The following is a 16,295-nucleotide window of genomic DNA, read 5'->3' on the forward strand; positions in this document are numbered from 1 at the left end:
CCGCCATTCACTTACCTGCACGGGCATGGTCGCCGATGAACTTCTCGACGGCCCTGATCTCCGCAGGCAGGATGTCGAAGCGCTCCTCCCTGTTCATGAGATCGCCGAGCCATGATGGGAGCGCCGGATCAATTCCGCAAGCGGATTTTACCGCGGCCGGGAACTTGGCGGGGTGGGCCGTGGCCAATGTTACCATCGGGCTGGTTGGTTTTGCGTGCTTGTTAGCCACGAAGACGGCGGTCGCCGTGTGTGGGTCGAGCAGGTACCCCGTATCGGCCAGAGTCTTGCGGATCGTTTCAGCTACCTGCTTCTCCGTTGCGCGGGCAGCGCGGAATTCACGTCGAATGGCCTTCAGAGTATTCGTCTCGATTTCGAAGGCGCCCGACTGCTTGAGGCCGGCCATGGCGGCACGAACTGCCACCGGGTCGCGCCCATGGGCCTCGAACAGGAGTCGCTCGAAGTTCGACGAGATCTGGATGTCCATCGAAGGCGAGGTTGTAGCCTTGACGGCGTGCATTTCGTAGCGACCGGTCTTCAGGGTGCGAGCAAGGATGTCGTTGTCGTTCGTGGCGATCACCAGCCGCTCGATGGGCAGGCCCATGCGCTTGGCGACGTAGCCGGCGAAGATGTCACCGAAGTTTCCGGTCGGAACCGTAAAAGATATCTTCCGGTCAGGACCGCCGAGCGATAGCGCTGCCGTGAAGTAGTAGACAACCTGGGCCATGATGCGGGCCCAGTTGATGGAGTTCACGCCCGAAAGCCTGACGCGGTCGCGGAAGCCCGCATCGTTGAACATCTCCTTCACCAGCGTCTGGCAGTCGTCGAAATTGCCTTCGATCGCCAGTGCATGAACGTTGGCATGCGGCGATGTGGTCATCTGGCGTTGCTGGACCGGCGACACTTTTCCCTTAGGGAAGAGAATGAAGATATCCGTCCGGTCACGCCCCGCAAAAGCATCGATTGCCGCGCCGCCCGTATCACCGGATGTCGCGCCGACGATCGTCGCCCGCTCGCCGCGCTCGGCAAGGACATGGTCCATCAGCCGGGCAAGCAACTGCATGGCGACGTCCTTGAAAGCCAAGGTCGTGCCATGGAAAAGCTCAAGAACGAAATCATTCGGCCCCGTCTGCACCAGTGGTGCAACGGCCGGATGCCGGAAGGTGGCATAGGCTTCGTCGATCATGGACCGCAGCTTGTTGGCCGGGATCTCCTCCCCCGTGAAGTGGCGCAGGATCTCGAATGCCACCTCTTGGTAGGACTTGCCGCGCAGGCCCCGGATCTCCCGCTTCGTCAGGACCGGCCACTCACGCGGCACATAGAGGCCGCCATCGCGCGCGAGGCCTGCGAGAAGCGCATCACGGAAGCCGAGAACCGGTGCTTCTCCGCGGGTAGAAATGTATTCCACGACCTTCAATCCCCAATCGATTTTTGTTCGCGCCGCTGATATAGACCACTAAAATCGGCGGCGAAAGGCCGGAAGACAGCATCTTTCGGCGCGGTTTGTGCAGACCGGAATGGTCGAGCCGGAATTGTATGGAGAGGATCGAGTACAGTGATTGGTACAACAGCGCGTAGTCTTCTGTCGGTATCGCTTCTGGCCGTGCTTGCCGGCTGCAACTCATCCTCACCCACTTCGGGCCTCACGGGCGCTGCGCCAGCCGCTACGGCGCAGGCCGAGCCCACGCCCGTCGTCCAGGCATTCTGCCCGCCCGTTGTGATGCGCGAGGAAACGGCGATCCATCGGGCCTATGCCCGCGGCGGTCAGGACAACCCCGAAAAGCTGATGTATCAGGCCTCGCTTGCTGATGCGACGCGCGCCTGCACCGCAAACGAGACGACAATAACCATCAATGTCGTTGCGCAGGGGCGTATCGTGGCAGGCCCCGCAGTGAGCGCCGGACAGGTGAACCTTCCCGTGCTCGTGGAAGTGGTTGACGGCGAAAATGTCATCTATTCCCAGAGCGTAAGCTTTCCGGTGGAACTACCAACCGCCGGTACCCAGTTCGTCTTCAGCAAGCCCGATGTGCAGATCCCGAATGCGCAAGGTGGCGCCTCACGCTTCACGCGCGTCCGCCTCGGCTTCGACACCGGATCGAAGCGATAACCTCAGAGGGCGCCGGCCCATTCGGTCAGCGCCGCTGTCACGGCCGGCAGATCCATCATCCGCGAAATCACCGTTTCAGCACCCGCATCGGTCAGCCGGTCGGCATGGCTCGGATAAGTGTGCGACGCGCCTGTGAAGCCCACGACTCGCATGCCCGCCGCCCGCGCGCCGTGGATGCCGTGGACGGAATCCTCGATGACCAGCACGTTTGAAGGCGACACGTCGAATTGCTTTGCGGCATGCAGGAAGATGTCCGGCTTCGGCTTCACACGGTCGGGCCCGAGGTCCTTCGCGGAAAAGATGTGCGGGGCGAAGTAGGGCTTCAGGCCGACCTTCTCGAGCATCATGTCCAGCCGGTGTGCGCTGGAATTCGAGCAGATGCAGCGTTGTGTCGTCAGCCGCGACAGCGCGAACTTCACCCCTTCGATGATCTTCACGTCGCGGGCGAGACGGGCATCGAGAAGCTTTTCCGACTTGTCGATGAGCGAAGCGGAGAGGGGGATGTCGACCTCTTTCTCCACCTGCAGAAGGATGTTGCGCCAGGTCATTCCGGCGAAGCGCTCGCCCATCTCCTCGACGCTGATGGGATAGCCGGCCTCCGTTAGTAGCTTCGACTCGACCTGCGCTGCGATGATTTCGGAATCGACGAGCACGCCGTCGCAATCGAAGATGATGAGGTCGAAACCGCTCATGATGGAAAACTCTTTGGCTGGGGAGGACGAGGGCGCTCTACATCACGGCGGCGCCGGCCACAATGTGGGGGTTTTCTATTCCAATGGAAAGAGGGCGAGAAATTGGCGCTCACCTGTCTGGGTGAAGTGGATCGCCCGGCTGTTGTCGCTGCGCCTGGCCCAGCCCTCGCTAAGAAAGCGGGAAAGCAGCGCCTTGCCGAGTGTGCCGGCGAGGTGCGAGCGGCGTTCGCTCCAGTCGAGGCAGGACTTGCACAGGGGACGCCGCGAGGCGGTCAGGGCATCGAGATCGACGCCGATCCCGTGCAGGCCTTCACGGCCGGTCTCGGTGACGATCAGTTCGCCTCCCGTGTCGGCGATGGCGCCACTCCGAATGAGGCTGTCGAGCATGCGAACGCCATAATCGCCAGCGAGGTGATCGTAGCACACCCGCGCCTTGCGGAGCGCCGGGTCCTTCGGGCCCGGTCGGTGGCGGAGATGCCCGCGGCTGGCGGCAAAGCCCATGATCGCCTCCAGCAGCGCTCCGGTCGCCGCGTCGGCCAGCGCGAAATAGCGATGCCGCCCCTGCTTGCGCTGATGCACCAGCCCTCCGTCTTCCAGTTTCGACAGGTGGGAACTTGCCGTCTGCAGCGTCACGCCGGCGGCCTGCGCCAATTCGGTTGCCGTCAACGCCTGCCCGCCCATCAGCGCCGTCAGCATGTTGGCGCGGGCTGGGTCCCCAATGAGGGTGCCGATGCGGGCAATGTCAGGGCCTTCTTTCATAGTTCGACCGTAGCCGAAGCATCTGCGACAGACAAGGCGCTATCCTGTAGGCGTTCATATGGAGATTATCATGATCACCTGCTTCATCCGCTACGAGATCGATCCCTTCCGGAGGGACGCTTTCGCTGACTATGCGCGAAACTGGGGAGAGGCCATTCCCCGCTGCGGAGCCGACCTCATCGGTTACTTTGGGCCACACGAGGGTTCCGCCACCACCGCCTATGGCGTCTACAACATAGAAAGCCTTGCCGCCTACGAAGCCTATCGGCAGCGCCTTGCGCAGGATCCGCTGGGGCAGGAGAACTACAGGTTTGCGAGCCGTGAGCGCTTCATCCTGCGCGAGGATCGCATCTTTCTCAAAAACGTCTCGCTGCCGCACGCTCCGCTGGTGAAGCCATGATCGCCGTCATCTTCGAAGTCGTGCCCTACATGGGCGAGCGCCATCGATATCTGGATCTTGCAGGAGAGCTGCGGGCGGAGCTGGAAAAGATCGACGGCTTCATCTCGATCGAGCGGTTTGAGAGCCTGACCATGCGCGGCAAGATCCTGTCGCTCTCCTTCTGGCGCGATGAGGAAGCAGTCCGCCAATGGCGGAACCTGGAGGCGCACCGGGCGGCGCAGCAGGCGGGCCGCAACGGCATCTTCGCAGACTACCGCCTCAGGATCGGCCACGTGCTCCGCGACTACGGCATGTTCGAGCGCGCCGAGGCGCCGGAGGACAGCCGGGCGCTGCATGATGGGTGATCAATCTTTGGCTGCGGCCTCGTCGATGGCTTGCATGGCGATACGCAGCTTTGGAAGCTCATCAACAACCACACCCCAGATAATCTTGTCCGAAAGGCCGTGGTACTCATGCCTCAGAACATTTCCGATGCCACGTACCCTCCGCCATTCGATCTCGGGGCGAACCGCCAGCAACTCGTCCGGTATTCTGCGGCTTGCCTCGGAGACGATCTCGATCGCGCGTTCGATTGCAAATCGTAGGACGCTGTCCCTCTGGTAATCGTCGAATGATTTACCTCCGACTGCCTGATCTACGACGGTGATTGCTCGAATGATATCCGCGATGAAATGACGAACCTCCCGCGCCACTAGAACACCCGCAAAGCGTTCGTTTCGATCCGGCTCTTCAGCACTGGGTGAAGGCTGTCACGTGTCGTGATGTCAACGGAGTGGTGGAGTTCATCCTCCAGGAGAAGCTTGATGCCGACAAGGTCAAGCGCATTGAAGGCGCTTTCGGGGTCGTAGTCGATGAACAGGTCGAGGTCGCTCGTATCGCTTGCCTCGTCGCGTGCAACCGAACCGAACAGGTAGAGCGACGTGGCGCCACGCGCCTTTATGGCGTCCGCCTTTGCCTTCAGCTTCTCGATCGCCTCGCTTCTCTTCATGCGGAAATTCTACCGTACTCGAAGCTTCGTTGCCATAGAGGCAGATAATTCACGAAATCGCGGCCACCCTTCAGGCTTTGGTAACCAACATGGGTAACCATAACGGACAGTAAAGTACCGAGTAAGCGTAACAGCGAGTATCCCATGGCAGCAGTCCTTCCGCTTGCCGATCTGCGTCAGCAGGATCGGCCGGGCACCTGGCTCAATACCATCATCAAGGGCGACTGCGTCGCCGCGCTTGAGGCGCTGCCCGATCATTCGGTCGACGCGATCTTCGCAGACCCTCCCTACAACCTGCAGCTCGGGGGCGCGCTTCACCGCCCAGACCAGTCGCTGGTCGATGCGGTCGACGACGACTGGGACCAGTTCGCCTCCTTCCAGGCATATGACGCCTTCACCCGCGCATGGCTGCTTGCCTGCCGCCGGGTGCTGAAGCCGAACGGCACTATCTGGGTGATCGGCTCCTACCACAACATCTTCCGCGTCGGCGCCATGCTGCAGGACCTGAACTTCTGGCTCCTCAACGACATCGTCTGGCGCAAGACGAACCCGATGCCGAACTTCAAGGGCCGCCGTTTTCAGAACGCCCATGAAACGATGATCTGGGCAAGCCGCGACCCCAAGGCCAAGTCCTACACGTTCAACTACGATGCCCTGAAGGCCTCCAATGACGACGTGCAGATGCGCTCCGATTGGCTCTTCCCCATCTGCTCCGGCGGCGAGCGTTTAAAGGGCGTAAACGGCAAGAAGGTGCACCCGACGCAGAAGCCGGAAGCGCTGCTTGCCCGCGTCATCATGGCTTCCACCAAGCCGGGCGACGTCATCCTCGATCCATTCTTCGGCACCGGCACGACCGGCGCCGTCGCCAAGCGCCTCGGCCGCAACTTCGTCGGCATCGAGCGCGAGCAGGACTATATCGAAGCCGCATCGGCAAGGATCGCCACGGTCGAACCGCTCGGCAAGGCAGAACTGACGGTGATGACCGGCAAGAAGGCCGAGCCGCGGGTCGCCTTCAACACGCTCCTGGAAAGCGGCCTCGTGAAACCGGGCCAGGTCCTGACCGATGCCAAGCGCCGCTGGAGTGCCATCATCCGGGCCGACGGAACGCTGGCCGCCGGTGGCGAGGCAGGCTCCATCCACCGGCTTGGGGCGAAGGTGCAGGGTCTGGACGCCTGCAACGGCTGGACCTTCTGGCATTATGAGGAAGCGTCTGCCCTGAGGCCGATCGATGAGTTGCGATCGGTCATCCGCAACGGCTTGGCGAACCTCGACTGACGATCCACCGTCACGCGAGGCTTTGGCTTCCCCGGCCGGTTTTGTACCTCTAGTCCCGGCTGGGGATAATTGACGCCCGGAGGAGGCTGACCTCCGGGCGTCAATCTCGTTCAGTCATCGATGCCTAAGGATGCAAGGTCGCGCCTCAGTTTCTCGGCGCCGGTAAAATGCACCGCCTGCCAGCCGGCTGCTCGTGCGCCTTCGACATTGGCCAGTGAGTCGTCGATGAAGAGTGTCGCTTCCGGGGCAAGGTCGAAATCCCGAGCGTGCTTCTGATAGATCGCGACGTCGGGCTTGATGAGCTTGATTTCGCCGGAAACGGTCACGCCGCGCGGCTTGTTGAGGAACGGATACATTTCGCGGGCGTGGCGGAACGTGTCGGCTGCGAAGTTCGTCAGCATGGTGACGTCCCGCCCGGCATCGATCAATCCTTCCATGATCGCCACGCTGTCCTCGTAAGCATAGGGCACCATCTCGTGCCAGTACCGCCGGAAATTTCGGATCTGCTCCTCCTTTTCGGGAAATTGCTCGATCAGCAGAGCCTCGGCATCCTCCCAGCTCCGTCCACGATCCTGTTCCAGGTTCCAGTCATGGGTGCAGACATTCTCGAAGAACCATGCCCGCTCTGCATCATCCGGAATGAGCCGGCGATAGGGAAGGTTCGGGTCATAGTGGATCAGCACCTTGCCGATGTCGAAGACGATATGGTCGATCGGGCCTGCCATCGTAGTTCCTTAGCGGTTGGGGTCTCTCTCGAAAGCCAGGGGAATAGCCTGGCTGATTACTTTTTTCATGACGGTCGGCAAGGCCTGCGTGCCGAGGTTGGTTACCGGTTCCCACCATCCCCCGGGATGGATGGTCTCGTCGGCTTTGGCCCGGAACACCGAGAGCCGCAGTTCGAAGTGCGTGAACACATGGGTAACCGTCCCGCAGGATTGCCAGGCAGACTGAAAGGGAGCGTGGTCGACGGTCTGGCCGCCGTCCTGTCTGGCGGTCCAGTCAGTCGTCGGGACCTCCGTCATGCCTCCAAGGAGCCCGCTGTCGACCCTCCGTCGCAGCAGGACCTCTCCTTCCGGATTGACGGCCACGAAGGCGGCGCCGAAACGCACTGGTTTTTCCTTCTTCGCCGCTTTCACCGGAAACCGCTCCGGGTCGTGCTCGGCAAATGCCAGGCAGTGGTCGCGAAGGGGACAGATGGCGCAGGCGGGCCTTTTGGGCGTGCAGATGGTCGCGCCGAGATCCATCATGGCCTGGGCAAAGTCACCAGGGCGTTCCTCCGGCGTCAGGTCCCGCACGTGCGCCTTCATCAGCGGTTTCGATCCGGGGAGGGGGGCATCTATCGCGTAAAGGCGGGAGACAACCCGCTCCACGTTACCGTCCATGACGGCTGCAGGGCGGTTGAAGGCGATCGCGGCAACGGCGGCAGCCGTGTAATCGCCGATGCCGGGCAACGCCCGCAAGCCGTCCTCGGTATCGGGGAAGACGCCGCCGTGATCCTCGGCGACGGCCTCGGCGCATTTCTTCAGATTACGGGCGCGGGCATAGTAACCGAGCCCGGCCCAAGCGGCCATCACATCCTCGGTCGGGGCCGCCGCCAGATCCGCTACGGTAGGCCACGCGGCCAGGAACTTGGCGAAATAGGGCTTCACCGCCTGAACCGTGGTCTGCTGCAGCATCACTTCCGACAGCCAGATATGGTAGGGGTCGGGACGTTTTCCCTGCGCCGCCGCGGTGGGCGTCACGCGCCATGGCAGGTCGCGATGGTGCCTGTCGTACCATGCGAGCAATTGCCGTATGATGGCCGGGGGAGTGGTCACGTGCTGGAAATGCCTGTGCGTCTGGTCTAGATGCTCTTCTATCGCCTCCATGATCACGCCGTCAACGAGAGCTGGACGGCGAGACCTCCGCGGGTCGCGGACTTGCCGAAGGATTGTCGATGGCCAACGAACCGAAGACCTTTGCCCGCAAGCGCGAGATGCAGATCGCGGAAGTTGCGAACGGCATCATCGATCCCGTGCTGGCGCGGCGCGCCGGCATCTCCACCGCCCTGCTGGGCTCCTGGGACGAGATCGCTGGCGAGGAATTTGCCGATTGCAGCCGCCCGGAGAAGATCGCCTGGCCCAGGCGCGATGCCTCCGACGAGGCAGGCGGCTACCAGGCGGGTGTCCTGACGATCGCCTGCGAAGGTGCTCGGGCTCTCTTCCTAACCCATGCACAGGGGGAACTGATCGCCCGCATCAACGCCTTCTTCGGCTTCCCGGCGGTGCGCCAGATCCGCATCGTCCAGAAGCCCGTTTCCCATGCAGTCCGGCACCGGCGCCCTTTGCCGCCGCTGAAGGGGGAGGCGGCGAGACGGCTGGAGGACATGATGGAGGGGATCGAAAACGAGGCGCTGAAGAAGGCGGTCACCCGGCTCGGCACAGCTGTTCTTCAAAAGAAACGCTGAAACGTACAGGCGCTGTTCAGCTTCAGGCTGTCACAAAGCTTTGAAGAATTTCACGAAGCCATCCCTTGTTCGCTCCCGGGCGGCAGGATACGGATGGCGGCAAATTTGAAGTTAAGGCAGGTGTTCGATGAAAAAGACCGAAGTCACCCTTACCCGGCGCGCTCTTCTCGGAGGCGTGGCAGCCACGACTCTGGTCCTGGCCCTTCCGCTCGCCGCAACCGAAGCTTTCGCCCAGGAATTGCCGGAGTCCCAAGGCGACGTGGACATGGCGGAGGTCCTCAAGCCCGGCCCACTGCCGGAAATGGCGATCGGGGAAGAAAACGCCCCCGTCACCATCGTCGAATACATGTCGATGACCTGCCCGCACTGCGCGACCTTCCACAACAATACGTTCGACGAGATCAAGAAGAACTACGTGGATACCGGCAAGGCCCGCTTCATCATCCGCGAGTTCCCTTTCGATCCGCGCGCAGCTGCGGCCTTCATGCTGGCGCGCTGCAATCCGACCAAGCCTGAAGAAGCGAGCACACCGGCACAGTATTTCCCGATGGTTTCAATGCTGATGAAGCAACAGGAAACCTGGGCCGAAGCACAGGATGGCCGCGCGGCCCTGCTGCAGATGTCGAAACTGGCCGGTTTCTCACAGGAGACTTTCCAGGCCTGCTTGACGAACCAGAAACTTCTCGATGATGTGAACGCGACGATGAAGCGCGGTGCCGACGAATTCGGCGTCAATTCGACGCCGACATTCCTCATCAACGGCAAGCGCTATGCGGGGGCCATGTCTGTTGAAAGCATGTCGGCTCTTATCGACAGCCTTCTCTGAGCCCGTTCATGATGTGAGCGGCGGCCGCACCGGTGCGGCCGCTTCCTTCCTTCGGTGCGCGGCATGAAGTTCAACAAGCTGCGCGTCCTCGGTTTCAAGTCCTTCGTCGAACCCACGGAATTCATCATCGAGCGCGGCCTGACCGGCGTGGTCGGCCCCAATGGCTGCGGCAAGTCCAACCTTGTCGAGGCGCTCCGCTGGGTGATGGGGGAAAATTCCTACAAGAACATGCGTGCGTCCGGCATGGACGACGTCATCTTCTCCGGCTCCGGAAACCGGCCCGCCCGAAATACGGCGGAGGTCATGCTCTTCCTCGACAATTCCGACCGGACCGCACCCGCCGCCTTCAATGATTCCGACGAGATCCAGGTATCGCGCCGCATCGAGCGGGAGAATGGTTCGGTCTACCGGATCAATGGCAAGGAGGCCCGCGCCAAGGACGTCCAGCTCCTTTTCGCCGACGCATCGACGGGCGCACGCTCGCCCTCCATGGTCGGCCAGGGCCGGATCGGTGAGCTGATCAACGCCAAACCGCAGGCACGCCGCCAGCTTCTGGAAGAGGCGGCCGGTATATCCGGCTTGCACTCGCGCCGCCATGAGGCCGAACTGCGACTGCGGGCAGCCGAAAGCAATCTGGAGCGGCTCGAAGACGTGACGGCGCAGCTGGAGAGCCAGATCGAAAGCCTGAAGCGCCAGGCGCGTCAGGCAAACCGCTTCAAGATGCTGTCAGCCGATATCCGCGCCCGCGAAGCCATGCTGCTGCATATCCGCTGGGCTCAGGCGACGGAGGCGGAGGCGGAAGCGAACACCGCTCTCAACCAGGCCACGATGGTAGTAGCCGAGAAGGCGCAGGCGCAGATGGAGGCGGCGAAGGTCCAGGCGATCGCCGGCCTGAAGCTGCCGGAACTGCGGGAGGAAGAAGCCAAGGCCGGAGCCGCGCTGCAGCGGATCCAGATCGCCCGCACCCAGCTCGACGACGAGGCCGGTCGCCTCATGAAGCGACGCGACGAGCTTTCACGGCGCCTGCTGCAGCTGGCGGAGGATATCCGACGCGAGGAGCGCCTGGTTCAGGACAATGCTTCCTTTCTGACCAAGCTCGACGATGAGGAGGGAGAGATCAACGAACTCCTGGCCGAATCCGGCGCCGAGGCGGAGGATCTGCAAGAGGCCTTCCAGACGGCCGCGGCTGCGCTTGCAGAGAGCGAAAAGCTGTTCGCAGCGATCACGGCCGAGAAGGCGGAGGCGGCAGCGTCGCGTACGCAGCTTGAACGGCTGATCCGCGACATCAGCGAGCGTCACCATCGGCTCGACCGCCAGCGACAGGATGCCGAGGCGGAACTGCAGGCAATTGCCGGAAGACTGGCTGATCTAGACGATCCCGCCGAGCGTCGCGAGGCCGTCGAAGCAGCGGAGTTTGCCTTGGAAGAGGCTGGCGCGGCCGTGGAAGAGGCCGAGGGGGTACTTGCGTCCGCCCGCTCGTCCGAAGCCATGGCGCGTAAGCCCGTGGAAGCTGCGCGCTCGCGTCTGAACGCTGTGGAGACCGAAGCGCGGACCATCTCCAAGATGTTGGCAGCCTCTGAAGCCTCCGGCGATTTTTCTCCCGTGGCGGAGGCCATTCGCGTCGACCGGGGCTATGAGGCCGCCCTAGGTGCGGCCTTGGGGGATGATCTCGAAAGCTCGACGGATCCCGGCGCTCCGGCATATTGGACGAAGAACGGGGACGTTGAAGAGGATACGGCGCTGCCTGCCGGATGTGAGCCGTTGCTCCAACGCGCTAACGCGCCCCCAGAACTGAGGCGCCGTCTTGCCCAGATCGGCGTGGTTGCGCAGGAGGACGCTCTGCGGCTGATGCCGCAGCTGAAGCCCGGCCAGCGGCTGGTGACGCTGGAAGGGGCAGTCTACCGCTGGGACGGACATATCGCCGGATCCGAAGCGCCCGGAGCGGCAGCGCTCAGGCTCTCGCAGAAGAATCGTCTCGCTGAGTTGGAAGGGGAGATGGAAGAGGCGCGGATCGTCCTCGGGGATGCGGAGGAATCTCTCTCCGACGCCGCAGCCGGAATTGCCACCGGCGAAGCTCGCCTCGCCGAGGCGCGGGATCGTAGTCGCATCGCGGGACGCCGGCTCGCGGAAGCGCGGGAGGCACTGGCAGCCGCCGAGCGGGCTTCAGGCGATCTCTTGCGTCGCCGAGATGTCGTTGCGGAGGCGCTGAGCCAGGTTCGCAGCCAGATCGACGAGGTGCTGCTCCAAGAAGAGAATACTCGGGTTGAACTGGAGGACGCCCCCGATCTGTCGTCGCTGGATGAGCGTCTGCGGGACCAGCAGGCGGCAGTAGCGACGGACCGGGGTGTCCTAGCCGAAGCGCGTGCCCGGTTCGAGGGGTTGAGCCGCGAGACGGAGGCGCGCCGGCGCCGGCTGACGGCGATCGCCCAGGAGCGTTCCGCATGGCAAGCGCGTGCGGCGAGCGCCGAGGATCATGTGGCGACACTGCGCGAACGCGAGGAGGAGGCGCGCGAGGAACTCGTCGACCTGGAGGCTGCGCCCGAGGAATTCGAGGAGCGCCGCCGCATGCTTCTGACCGAGCTGCAGAAGGCGGAAGAGGCGCGGCGCGGCGCCGCCGATCGCCTTGCGGAAGCCGAGACGCGGCAGCGCGAAGCGGACCGGCTGGCAGCCACAGCGCTCTCGGAGCTTGCCGAAGCCCGCGAGAAACGAGGTCGCGCCGAAGAGCGGCTCGTATCTGCTGCCGAACGTCGTCACGACAGCGAGGTCGCGATCCAGCAGGCGCTCGGAGTAGCCCCGCATGAAGTGCTGCGGCTTGCCGGTCTGGCGCCGGGCGCAGAGCTTCCCGACATGCGCGAAATCGAGCGCGAGGTGGATCGCCTGAAGATGGAGCGGGAGCGGTTGGGCGCCGTAAACCTGCGCGCGGACGAGGAGCAGAAGGAGCTTTCGGACAAGCTAGACGCGCTGATCCGCGAACGGGACGATGTCATCGATGCCGTCCGCAAGCTGCGCGGAGCGATCCAGAGCCTCAATCGTGAGGGGCGCGAGCGGCTGATCGCCGCCTTCGACGTCGTCAATACCGAGTTTCAGCGGCTGTTTACCCATCTCTTCGGCGGCGGGACTGCCGAACTGCAACTGATCGAATCGGACGATCCGCTGGAGGCTGGCCTCGAGATCCTGGCCCGGCCGCCGGGCAAGAAGCCGCAGACCATGACGCTCCTGTCGGGGGGCGAACAGGCGCTGACTGCAATGGCCCTGATCTTTGCGGTCTTCCTCACCAACCCGGCACCAATCTGTGTGCTCGACGAAGTGGACGCGCCGCTCGACGATCATAACGTGGAACGCTACTGCAACCTGATGGACGAGATGGCTGCCTCCACCGAGACCCGCTTCGTCATCATCACCCACAACCCCATCACCATGGCCCGGATGAACCGGCTCTTCGGGGTCACCATGGCGGAGCAGGGCGTTTCGCAGCTCGTATCCGTTGACCTGCAGACGGCCGAACTGTTGCGCGAGGCGGTCTAACCGGCGCAATTGTTGCGTCGCAACATAATCCAACCTTCATGCGTTTTCAAAAGGCTGCAAAAGCTGTATTCGTCCTGAGACAAGCGAGGCGGGTGGAGAGCGTTTGATGAAGAAGTGGGTTTACCGCTTCGGTGGAGGAAAGGCCGAGGGAGGCGTGGCCGATGTCGCGATGCTGGGCGGCAAGGGTGCCAACCTAGCAGAGATGGCAAGCCTTGGGCTTCCCGTTCCTCCCGGCCTGACGATCGTTACCGACGCGTGTGCCTGGTATTTCGAGAACGGCAACACCCTTCCCGACGGGCTGAAGGAACAGGTCCTGGAGGGAATTTCCGCCATGGAGGCGGAGACCGGCAGGAGCTTCGGCGGCTCGACCCGTCCGCTCCTCCTGTCCATCCGCTCGGGCGCCCGTGCATCCATGCCCGGCATGATGGACACGGTCCTCAACCTCGGACTGAATGACGAGACGGTTCAGGCGCTCGGCCACGATGCCGGCGACGCCCGTTTCGCCTGGGACAGCTACCGGCGCTTCATTCAGATGTATGCCGATGTCGTCATGGGACTGGACCATGAGGTCTTCGAGGAAATTCTCGAGGACGAGAAGGCCCGGTATGGCCATGAATACGACACCGATCTTTCCTCCGTCGAATGGCAGCACGTCGTCAGCCTGTACAAGCAGGTGATCGAGGAGGAATTGGGCGAGAGCTTCCCGCAGGATCCGCACGTGCAGCTCTGGCAGGCGATTGCCGGGGTCTTCTCGAGCTGGACCAATCCCCGCGCCACGACCTATCGCAGCCTCCACCGCATCCCCGAACACTGGGGCACGGCCGTCAACGTGCAGGCCATGGTCTTCGGCAATCTCGGTTCCTCCTCGGCGACCGGTGTCGCCTTCACGCGCAATCCCTCCACTGGCAGGAAGGAGCTTTACGGCGAGTTCCTGGTCAATGCGCAGGGCGAGGATGTCGTGGCGGGGATCAGAACCCCTCATTCGCTCACCGAGGAGGGGCGTATCTCCTCCGGCTCCGACAAGCCGTCGATGGAAAAGCTGATGCCGGACACGTTCCGCGAATTCAAGGCGATCTGCGCTCGGCTGGAAGCCCATTATCGAGACATGCAGGATCTCGAGTTCACGGTCGAGCGCGGCAAGCTCTGGATGCTGCAGACCCGTTCCGGCAAGCGCACCACGCGTGCCGCCCTGAAGATCGCCGTCGATCTGGTGGACGAGGGCGTGATTACGCAGGAGGAGGCGGTGTCGCGCATCGAGCCACCCTCGCTCGACCAGCTCCTGCATCCGACCATCGATCCCAAGGTCGAACGGGTGGTGTTGGGATCCGGCCTGCCCGCATCCCCCGGTGCGGCGGCTGGGGAGATCGTCTTTACGGCAGAGGAGGCAGTGGAGGCCGAGGCTGCAGGCCGCAAGGTCATCCTGGTGCGGATCGAGACGAGCCCGGAGGACATCCACGGCATGCATGCGGCCGAGGCCATCCTGACGACCCGAGGCGGGATGACCAGCCATGCGGCCGTCGTGGCCCGCGGTATGGGCATCCCCTGCGTCGTCGGGGCAGGCACGATAAGGGTTGATCTGCGCAACGAGCAATTGCTGTGTCCCGGTGGCGTGATCCTCGGTCGCGGCGACACGATCACCCTCGACGGCTCGTCGGGGCAGGTGCTTCGCGGCAACGTGCCGATGATCCAGCCGGAGCTTTCCGGCGATTTCGGCCGCCTCATGGAATGGGCCGACAAGGCGCGCCGCATGTCCGTGCGCACGAACGCCGACACGCCGCAGGACGCCCGCTCGGCACGCTCCTTCGGCGCGGAGGGAATCGGTCTGTGCCGGACCGAACACATGTTCTTCGAGGGCGACCGCATCCAGGTGATGCGCGAGATGATCCTTGCCGAGGATGAAGCGGGCCGTCGCGAAGCGCTCGACCGGCTCCTGCCGATGCAGCGATCGGACTTCACCGAGCTCTTCGCGATCATGCATGGCCTGCCCGTGACGATCCGCCTGCTCGACCCGCCGCTCCACGAATTCCTGCCGAAGTCGGACGAGGAGATTACCGAGGTGGCACGGGCGATGGATCTTGAGCCGGCCTTCCTGCGCCGCCGGATCGATGCGCTTCACGAGTTCAATCCCATGCTTGGCCATCGCGGATGCCGACTGGCCATCTCCTATCCGGAAATCGCCGCCATGCAGGCGCGTGCGATCTTCGAGGCGGCCGTGGCTGCCGCCCGGTCGACGGGCGAGGCTGTCGAACTGGAGATCATGGTACCGCTGGTCGGGCTTCGTTCCGAACTCGACTACGTCAAGGACTGCATCGATCGGGTGGCAAGTGAGGTGAGCCGAGAGGCCGGCATGTCGATCAACTATCTTGCCGGTACGATGATCGAGCTGCCGCGCGCGGCCCTCCGGGCGCACGTGATTGCAGAGACCGCCGAATTCTTCTCCTTCGGTACGAACGACCTGACCCAGACGACCTTCGGCATGTCGCGTGATGACGCCGCGGCCTTTATCCCGACCTACCAGCGGAAGGGCATCCTCGACGAGGATCCCTTCGTCTCACTGGATTTCGACGGGGTCGGCGAACTGATTCGAATCGCCGCGGAGCGGGGTCGTGCAACCCGCCCGAGCTTGAAGCTTGGTATCTGCGGCGAGCATGGCGGCGACCCGGCCTCGATCACCTTCTGCGAGCAGACCGGCCTCGACTACGTGTCTTGCTCCCCCTTCCGCGTGCCGATCGCCCGCCTTGCGGCGGCGCAGGCCGCGATCGCACAGCGAAGGGGCAGCGCAAGCCGAACCGGGTGAGGCAGCCGCCTTAGTGGCTGGCAAAGACTTCGGTGCGGCCGTCCCTGCGGATGAGGTGAACGTCATAGGGTTCCGCGCCCGCACCTTCCATTCCCGGGGAGCCGACCGGCATACCAGGTGCCGAGAGCCCGATCGCGTCTGGGCGCTCGTCCACCAGGCGCTGCACATCGGATGCCGGAACATGCCCCTCGACGACATAGCCCGCAACGATGGCCGTATGGCAGGAGGCCGTGTCGGCGGTAACGCCGGCTTTCGACTTCACGAGGTCCATCGTTTCAGGCGCAACGTTGGTAGCCGAAACCGCAAAGCCGTTTTCTCTCATGTGCGAGATCCATCCGCCGCAGCAGCCGCAGCCGGCATCCTTGAACACGCTGACGCTTGCCGAAAGTGCGACGGATGCAGAAAGCAGGCTGAAGGTTACGCTCAGGAAGAGGGTTCTTAACGTCATGGCACGGCTCCAGAGAGTTGGGTCTGCCTCCGGAT

16 protein-coding genes are annotated in these 16,295 nt (G+C 63.2%); 8 read left to right on the plus strand and 8 right to left on the minus strand.

The window, feature by feature from the left end; all coding sequences use genetic code 11:
- Positions 1-7: 7 nt before the first annotated feature.
- Positions 8-1,405: a threonine synthase gene (gene thrC, locus NT26_RS02575; protein ID WP_052641760.1), complete on the minus strand. Its 1,398-nt coding sequence runs from the start codon at positions 1,403-1,405 to the stop codon at positions 8-10.
- A 147-nt stretch (positions 1,406-1,552) separates the two neighbouring features.
- On the opposite strand from thrC, the gene NT26_RS02580 reads away from it, so the two are divergent.
- Complete coding sequence (locus NT26_RS02580; protein ID WP_052637224.1) at positions 1,553-2,104, plus strand: hypothetical protein; 552 nt, start codon at positions 1,553-1,555, stop codon at positions 2,102-2,104.
- Positions 2,105-2,106: 2 nt separating this feature from the next.
- On the opposite strand, the gene NT26_RS02585 is transcribed toward NT26_RS02580, so the two are convergent.
- Positions 2,107-2,796, minus strand: a complete 690-nt coding sequence (locus tag NT26_RS02585) for an HAD family hydrolase (protein WP_052637225.1) — start codon at positions 2,794-2,796, stop codon at positions 2,107-2,109.
- Between the two features lie 75 nt (positions 2,797-2,871).
- Positions 2,872-3,555, minus strand: coding sequence for an ArsR/SmtB family transcription factor (locus tag NT26_RS02590; protein ID WP_052637226.1), 684 nt, complete (start codon positions 3,553-3,555; stop codon positions 2,872-2,874).
- Positions 3,556-3,625: 70 nt separating this feature from the next.
- Between NT26_RS02590 and NT26_RS02595 the strand changes: the two genes are divergently transcribed.
- Together NT26_RS02595 and NT26_RS02600 are read left to right on the plus strand one after the other, a co-directional pair.
- Positions 3,626-3,955: an NIPSNAP family protein gene (locus NT26_RS02595; protein ID WP_052637227.1), complete on the plus strand. Its 330-nt coding sequence runs from the start codon at positions 3,626-3,628 to the stop codon at positions 3,953-3,955.
- Positions 3,952-4,299 (plus strand): antibiotic biosynthesis monooxygenase family protein, encoded by a 348-nt coding sequence (locus tag NT26_RS02600; protein WP_052637228.1) that lies wholly within the window; start codon positions 3,952-3,954, stop codon positions 4,297-4,299. Before NT26_RS02595 ends, NT26_RS02600 begins: the two co-directional genes overlap by 4 nt.
- On the opposite strand, the gene NT26_RS02605 is transcribed toward NT26_RS02600, so the two are convergent.
- Together NT26_RS02605 and NT26_RS02610 are read right to left on the minus strand one after the other, a co-directional pair.
- Positions 4,300-4,647 (minus strand): HepT-like ribonuclease domain-containing protein, encoded by a 348-nt coding sequence (locus NT26_RS02605; protein WP_052637229.1) that lies wholly within the window; start codon positions 4,645-4,647, stop codon positions 4,300-4,302.
- On the minus strand, positions 4,647-4,943 hold the full coding sequence (locus NT26_RS02610) for a nucleotidyltransferase family protein (RefSeq protein ID WP_052637230.1): 297 nt from the start codon (positions 4,941-4,943) through the stop codon (positions 4,647-4,649). Before NT26_RS02610 ends, NT26_RS02605 begins: the two co-directional genes overlap by 1 nt.
- Before the next feature lie 144 nt (positions 4,944-5,087).
- Here NT26_RS02610 and NT26_RS02615 point away from each other — a divergent pair, with 144 nt between their 5' ends.
- A complete protein-coding gene (locus NT26_RS02615; protein WP_052637231.1) occupies positions 5,088-6,218 on the plus strand; it encodes a site-specific DNA-methyltransferase in 1,131 nt (376 codons plus the stop codon).
- A 110-nt stretch (positions 6,219-6,328) separates the two neighbouring features.
- Here NT26_RS02615 and NT26_RS02620 read toward each other — a convergent pair whose 3' ends face one another.
- Together NT26_RS02620 and mutY are read right to left on the minus strand one after the other, a co-directional pair.
- Positions 6,329-6,943: an HAD family hydrolase gene (locus NT26_RS02620; RefSeq protein ID WP_052637232.1), complete on the minus strand. Its 615-nt coding sequence runs from the start codon at positions 6,941-6,943 to the stop codon at positions 6,329-6,331.
- Between the two features lie 9 nt (positions 6,944-6,952).
- Positions 6,953-8,086, minus strand: a complete 1,134-nt coding sequence (gene mutY, locus NT26_RS02625; RefSeq protein ID WP_082077608.1) for an A/G-specific adenine glycosylase — start codon at positions 8,084-8,086, stop codon at positions 6,953-6,955.
- Positions 8,087-8,154: 68 nt separating this feature from the next.
- On the opposite strand from mutY, the gene NT26_RS02630 reads away from it, so the two are divergent.
- The 4 genes from NT26_RS02630 to ppdK all read left to right on the plus strand — a co-directional run bounded on the left by NT26_RS02630 (position 8,155) and on the right by ppdK (position 15,812).
- The gene (locus NT26_RS02630) at positions 8,155-8,664 is read left to right on the plus strand and encodes a DUF721 domain-containing protein (protein WP_052637233.1); all 510 of its coding nucleotides are present in this window, start codon (positions 8,155-8,157) and stop codon (positions 8,662-8,664) included.
- A 127-nt stretch (positions 8,665-8,791) separates the two neighbouring features.
- Complete coding sequence (locus tag NT26_RS02635) at positions 8,792-9,490, plus strand: DsbA family protein (RefSeq protein WP_052637234.1); 699 nt, start codon at positions 8,792-8,794, stop codon at positions 9,488-9,490.
- Between the two features lie 63 nt (positions 9,491-9,553).
- Positions 9,554-13,015 carry a chromosome segregation protein SMC gene (smc, locus tag NT26_RS02640; protein WP_052641766.1) on the plus strand — a complete coding sequence of 1,154 codons (3,462 nt, stop codon included), beginning with the start codon at positions 9,554-9,556 and terminating at the stop codon, positions 13,013-13,015.
- A gap of 106 nt (positions 13,016-13,121) precedes the next feature.
- Positions 13,122-15,812: a pyruvate, phosphate dikinase gene (ppdK, locus tag NT26_RS02645; protein WP_052637235.1), complete on the plus strand. Its 2,691-nt coding sequence runs from the start codon at positions 13,122-13,124 to the stop codon at positions 15,810-15,812.
- 10 nt (positions 15,813-15,822) lie between these two features.
- On the opposite strand, the gene NT26_RS02650 is transcribed toward ppdK, so the two are convergent.
- Positions 15,823-16,260 carry a DUF411 domain-containing protein gene (locus tag NT26_RS02650; RefSeq protein WP_052637236.1) on the minus strand — a complete coding sequence of 146 codons (438 nt, stop codon included), beginning with the start codon at positions 16,258-16,260 and terminating at the stop codon, positions 15,823-15,825.
- Positions 16,261-16,295: the final 35 nt, after the last annotated feature.

Source organism: Pseudorhizobium banfieldiae (genome assembly GCF_000967425.1).
Lineage (GTDB): Bacteria > Pseudomonadota > Alphaproteobacteria > Rhizobiales > Rhizobiaceae > Neorhizobium > Neorhizobium banfieldiae.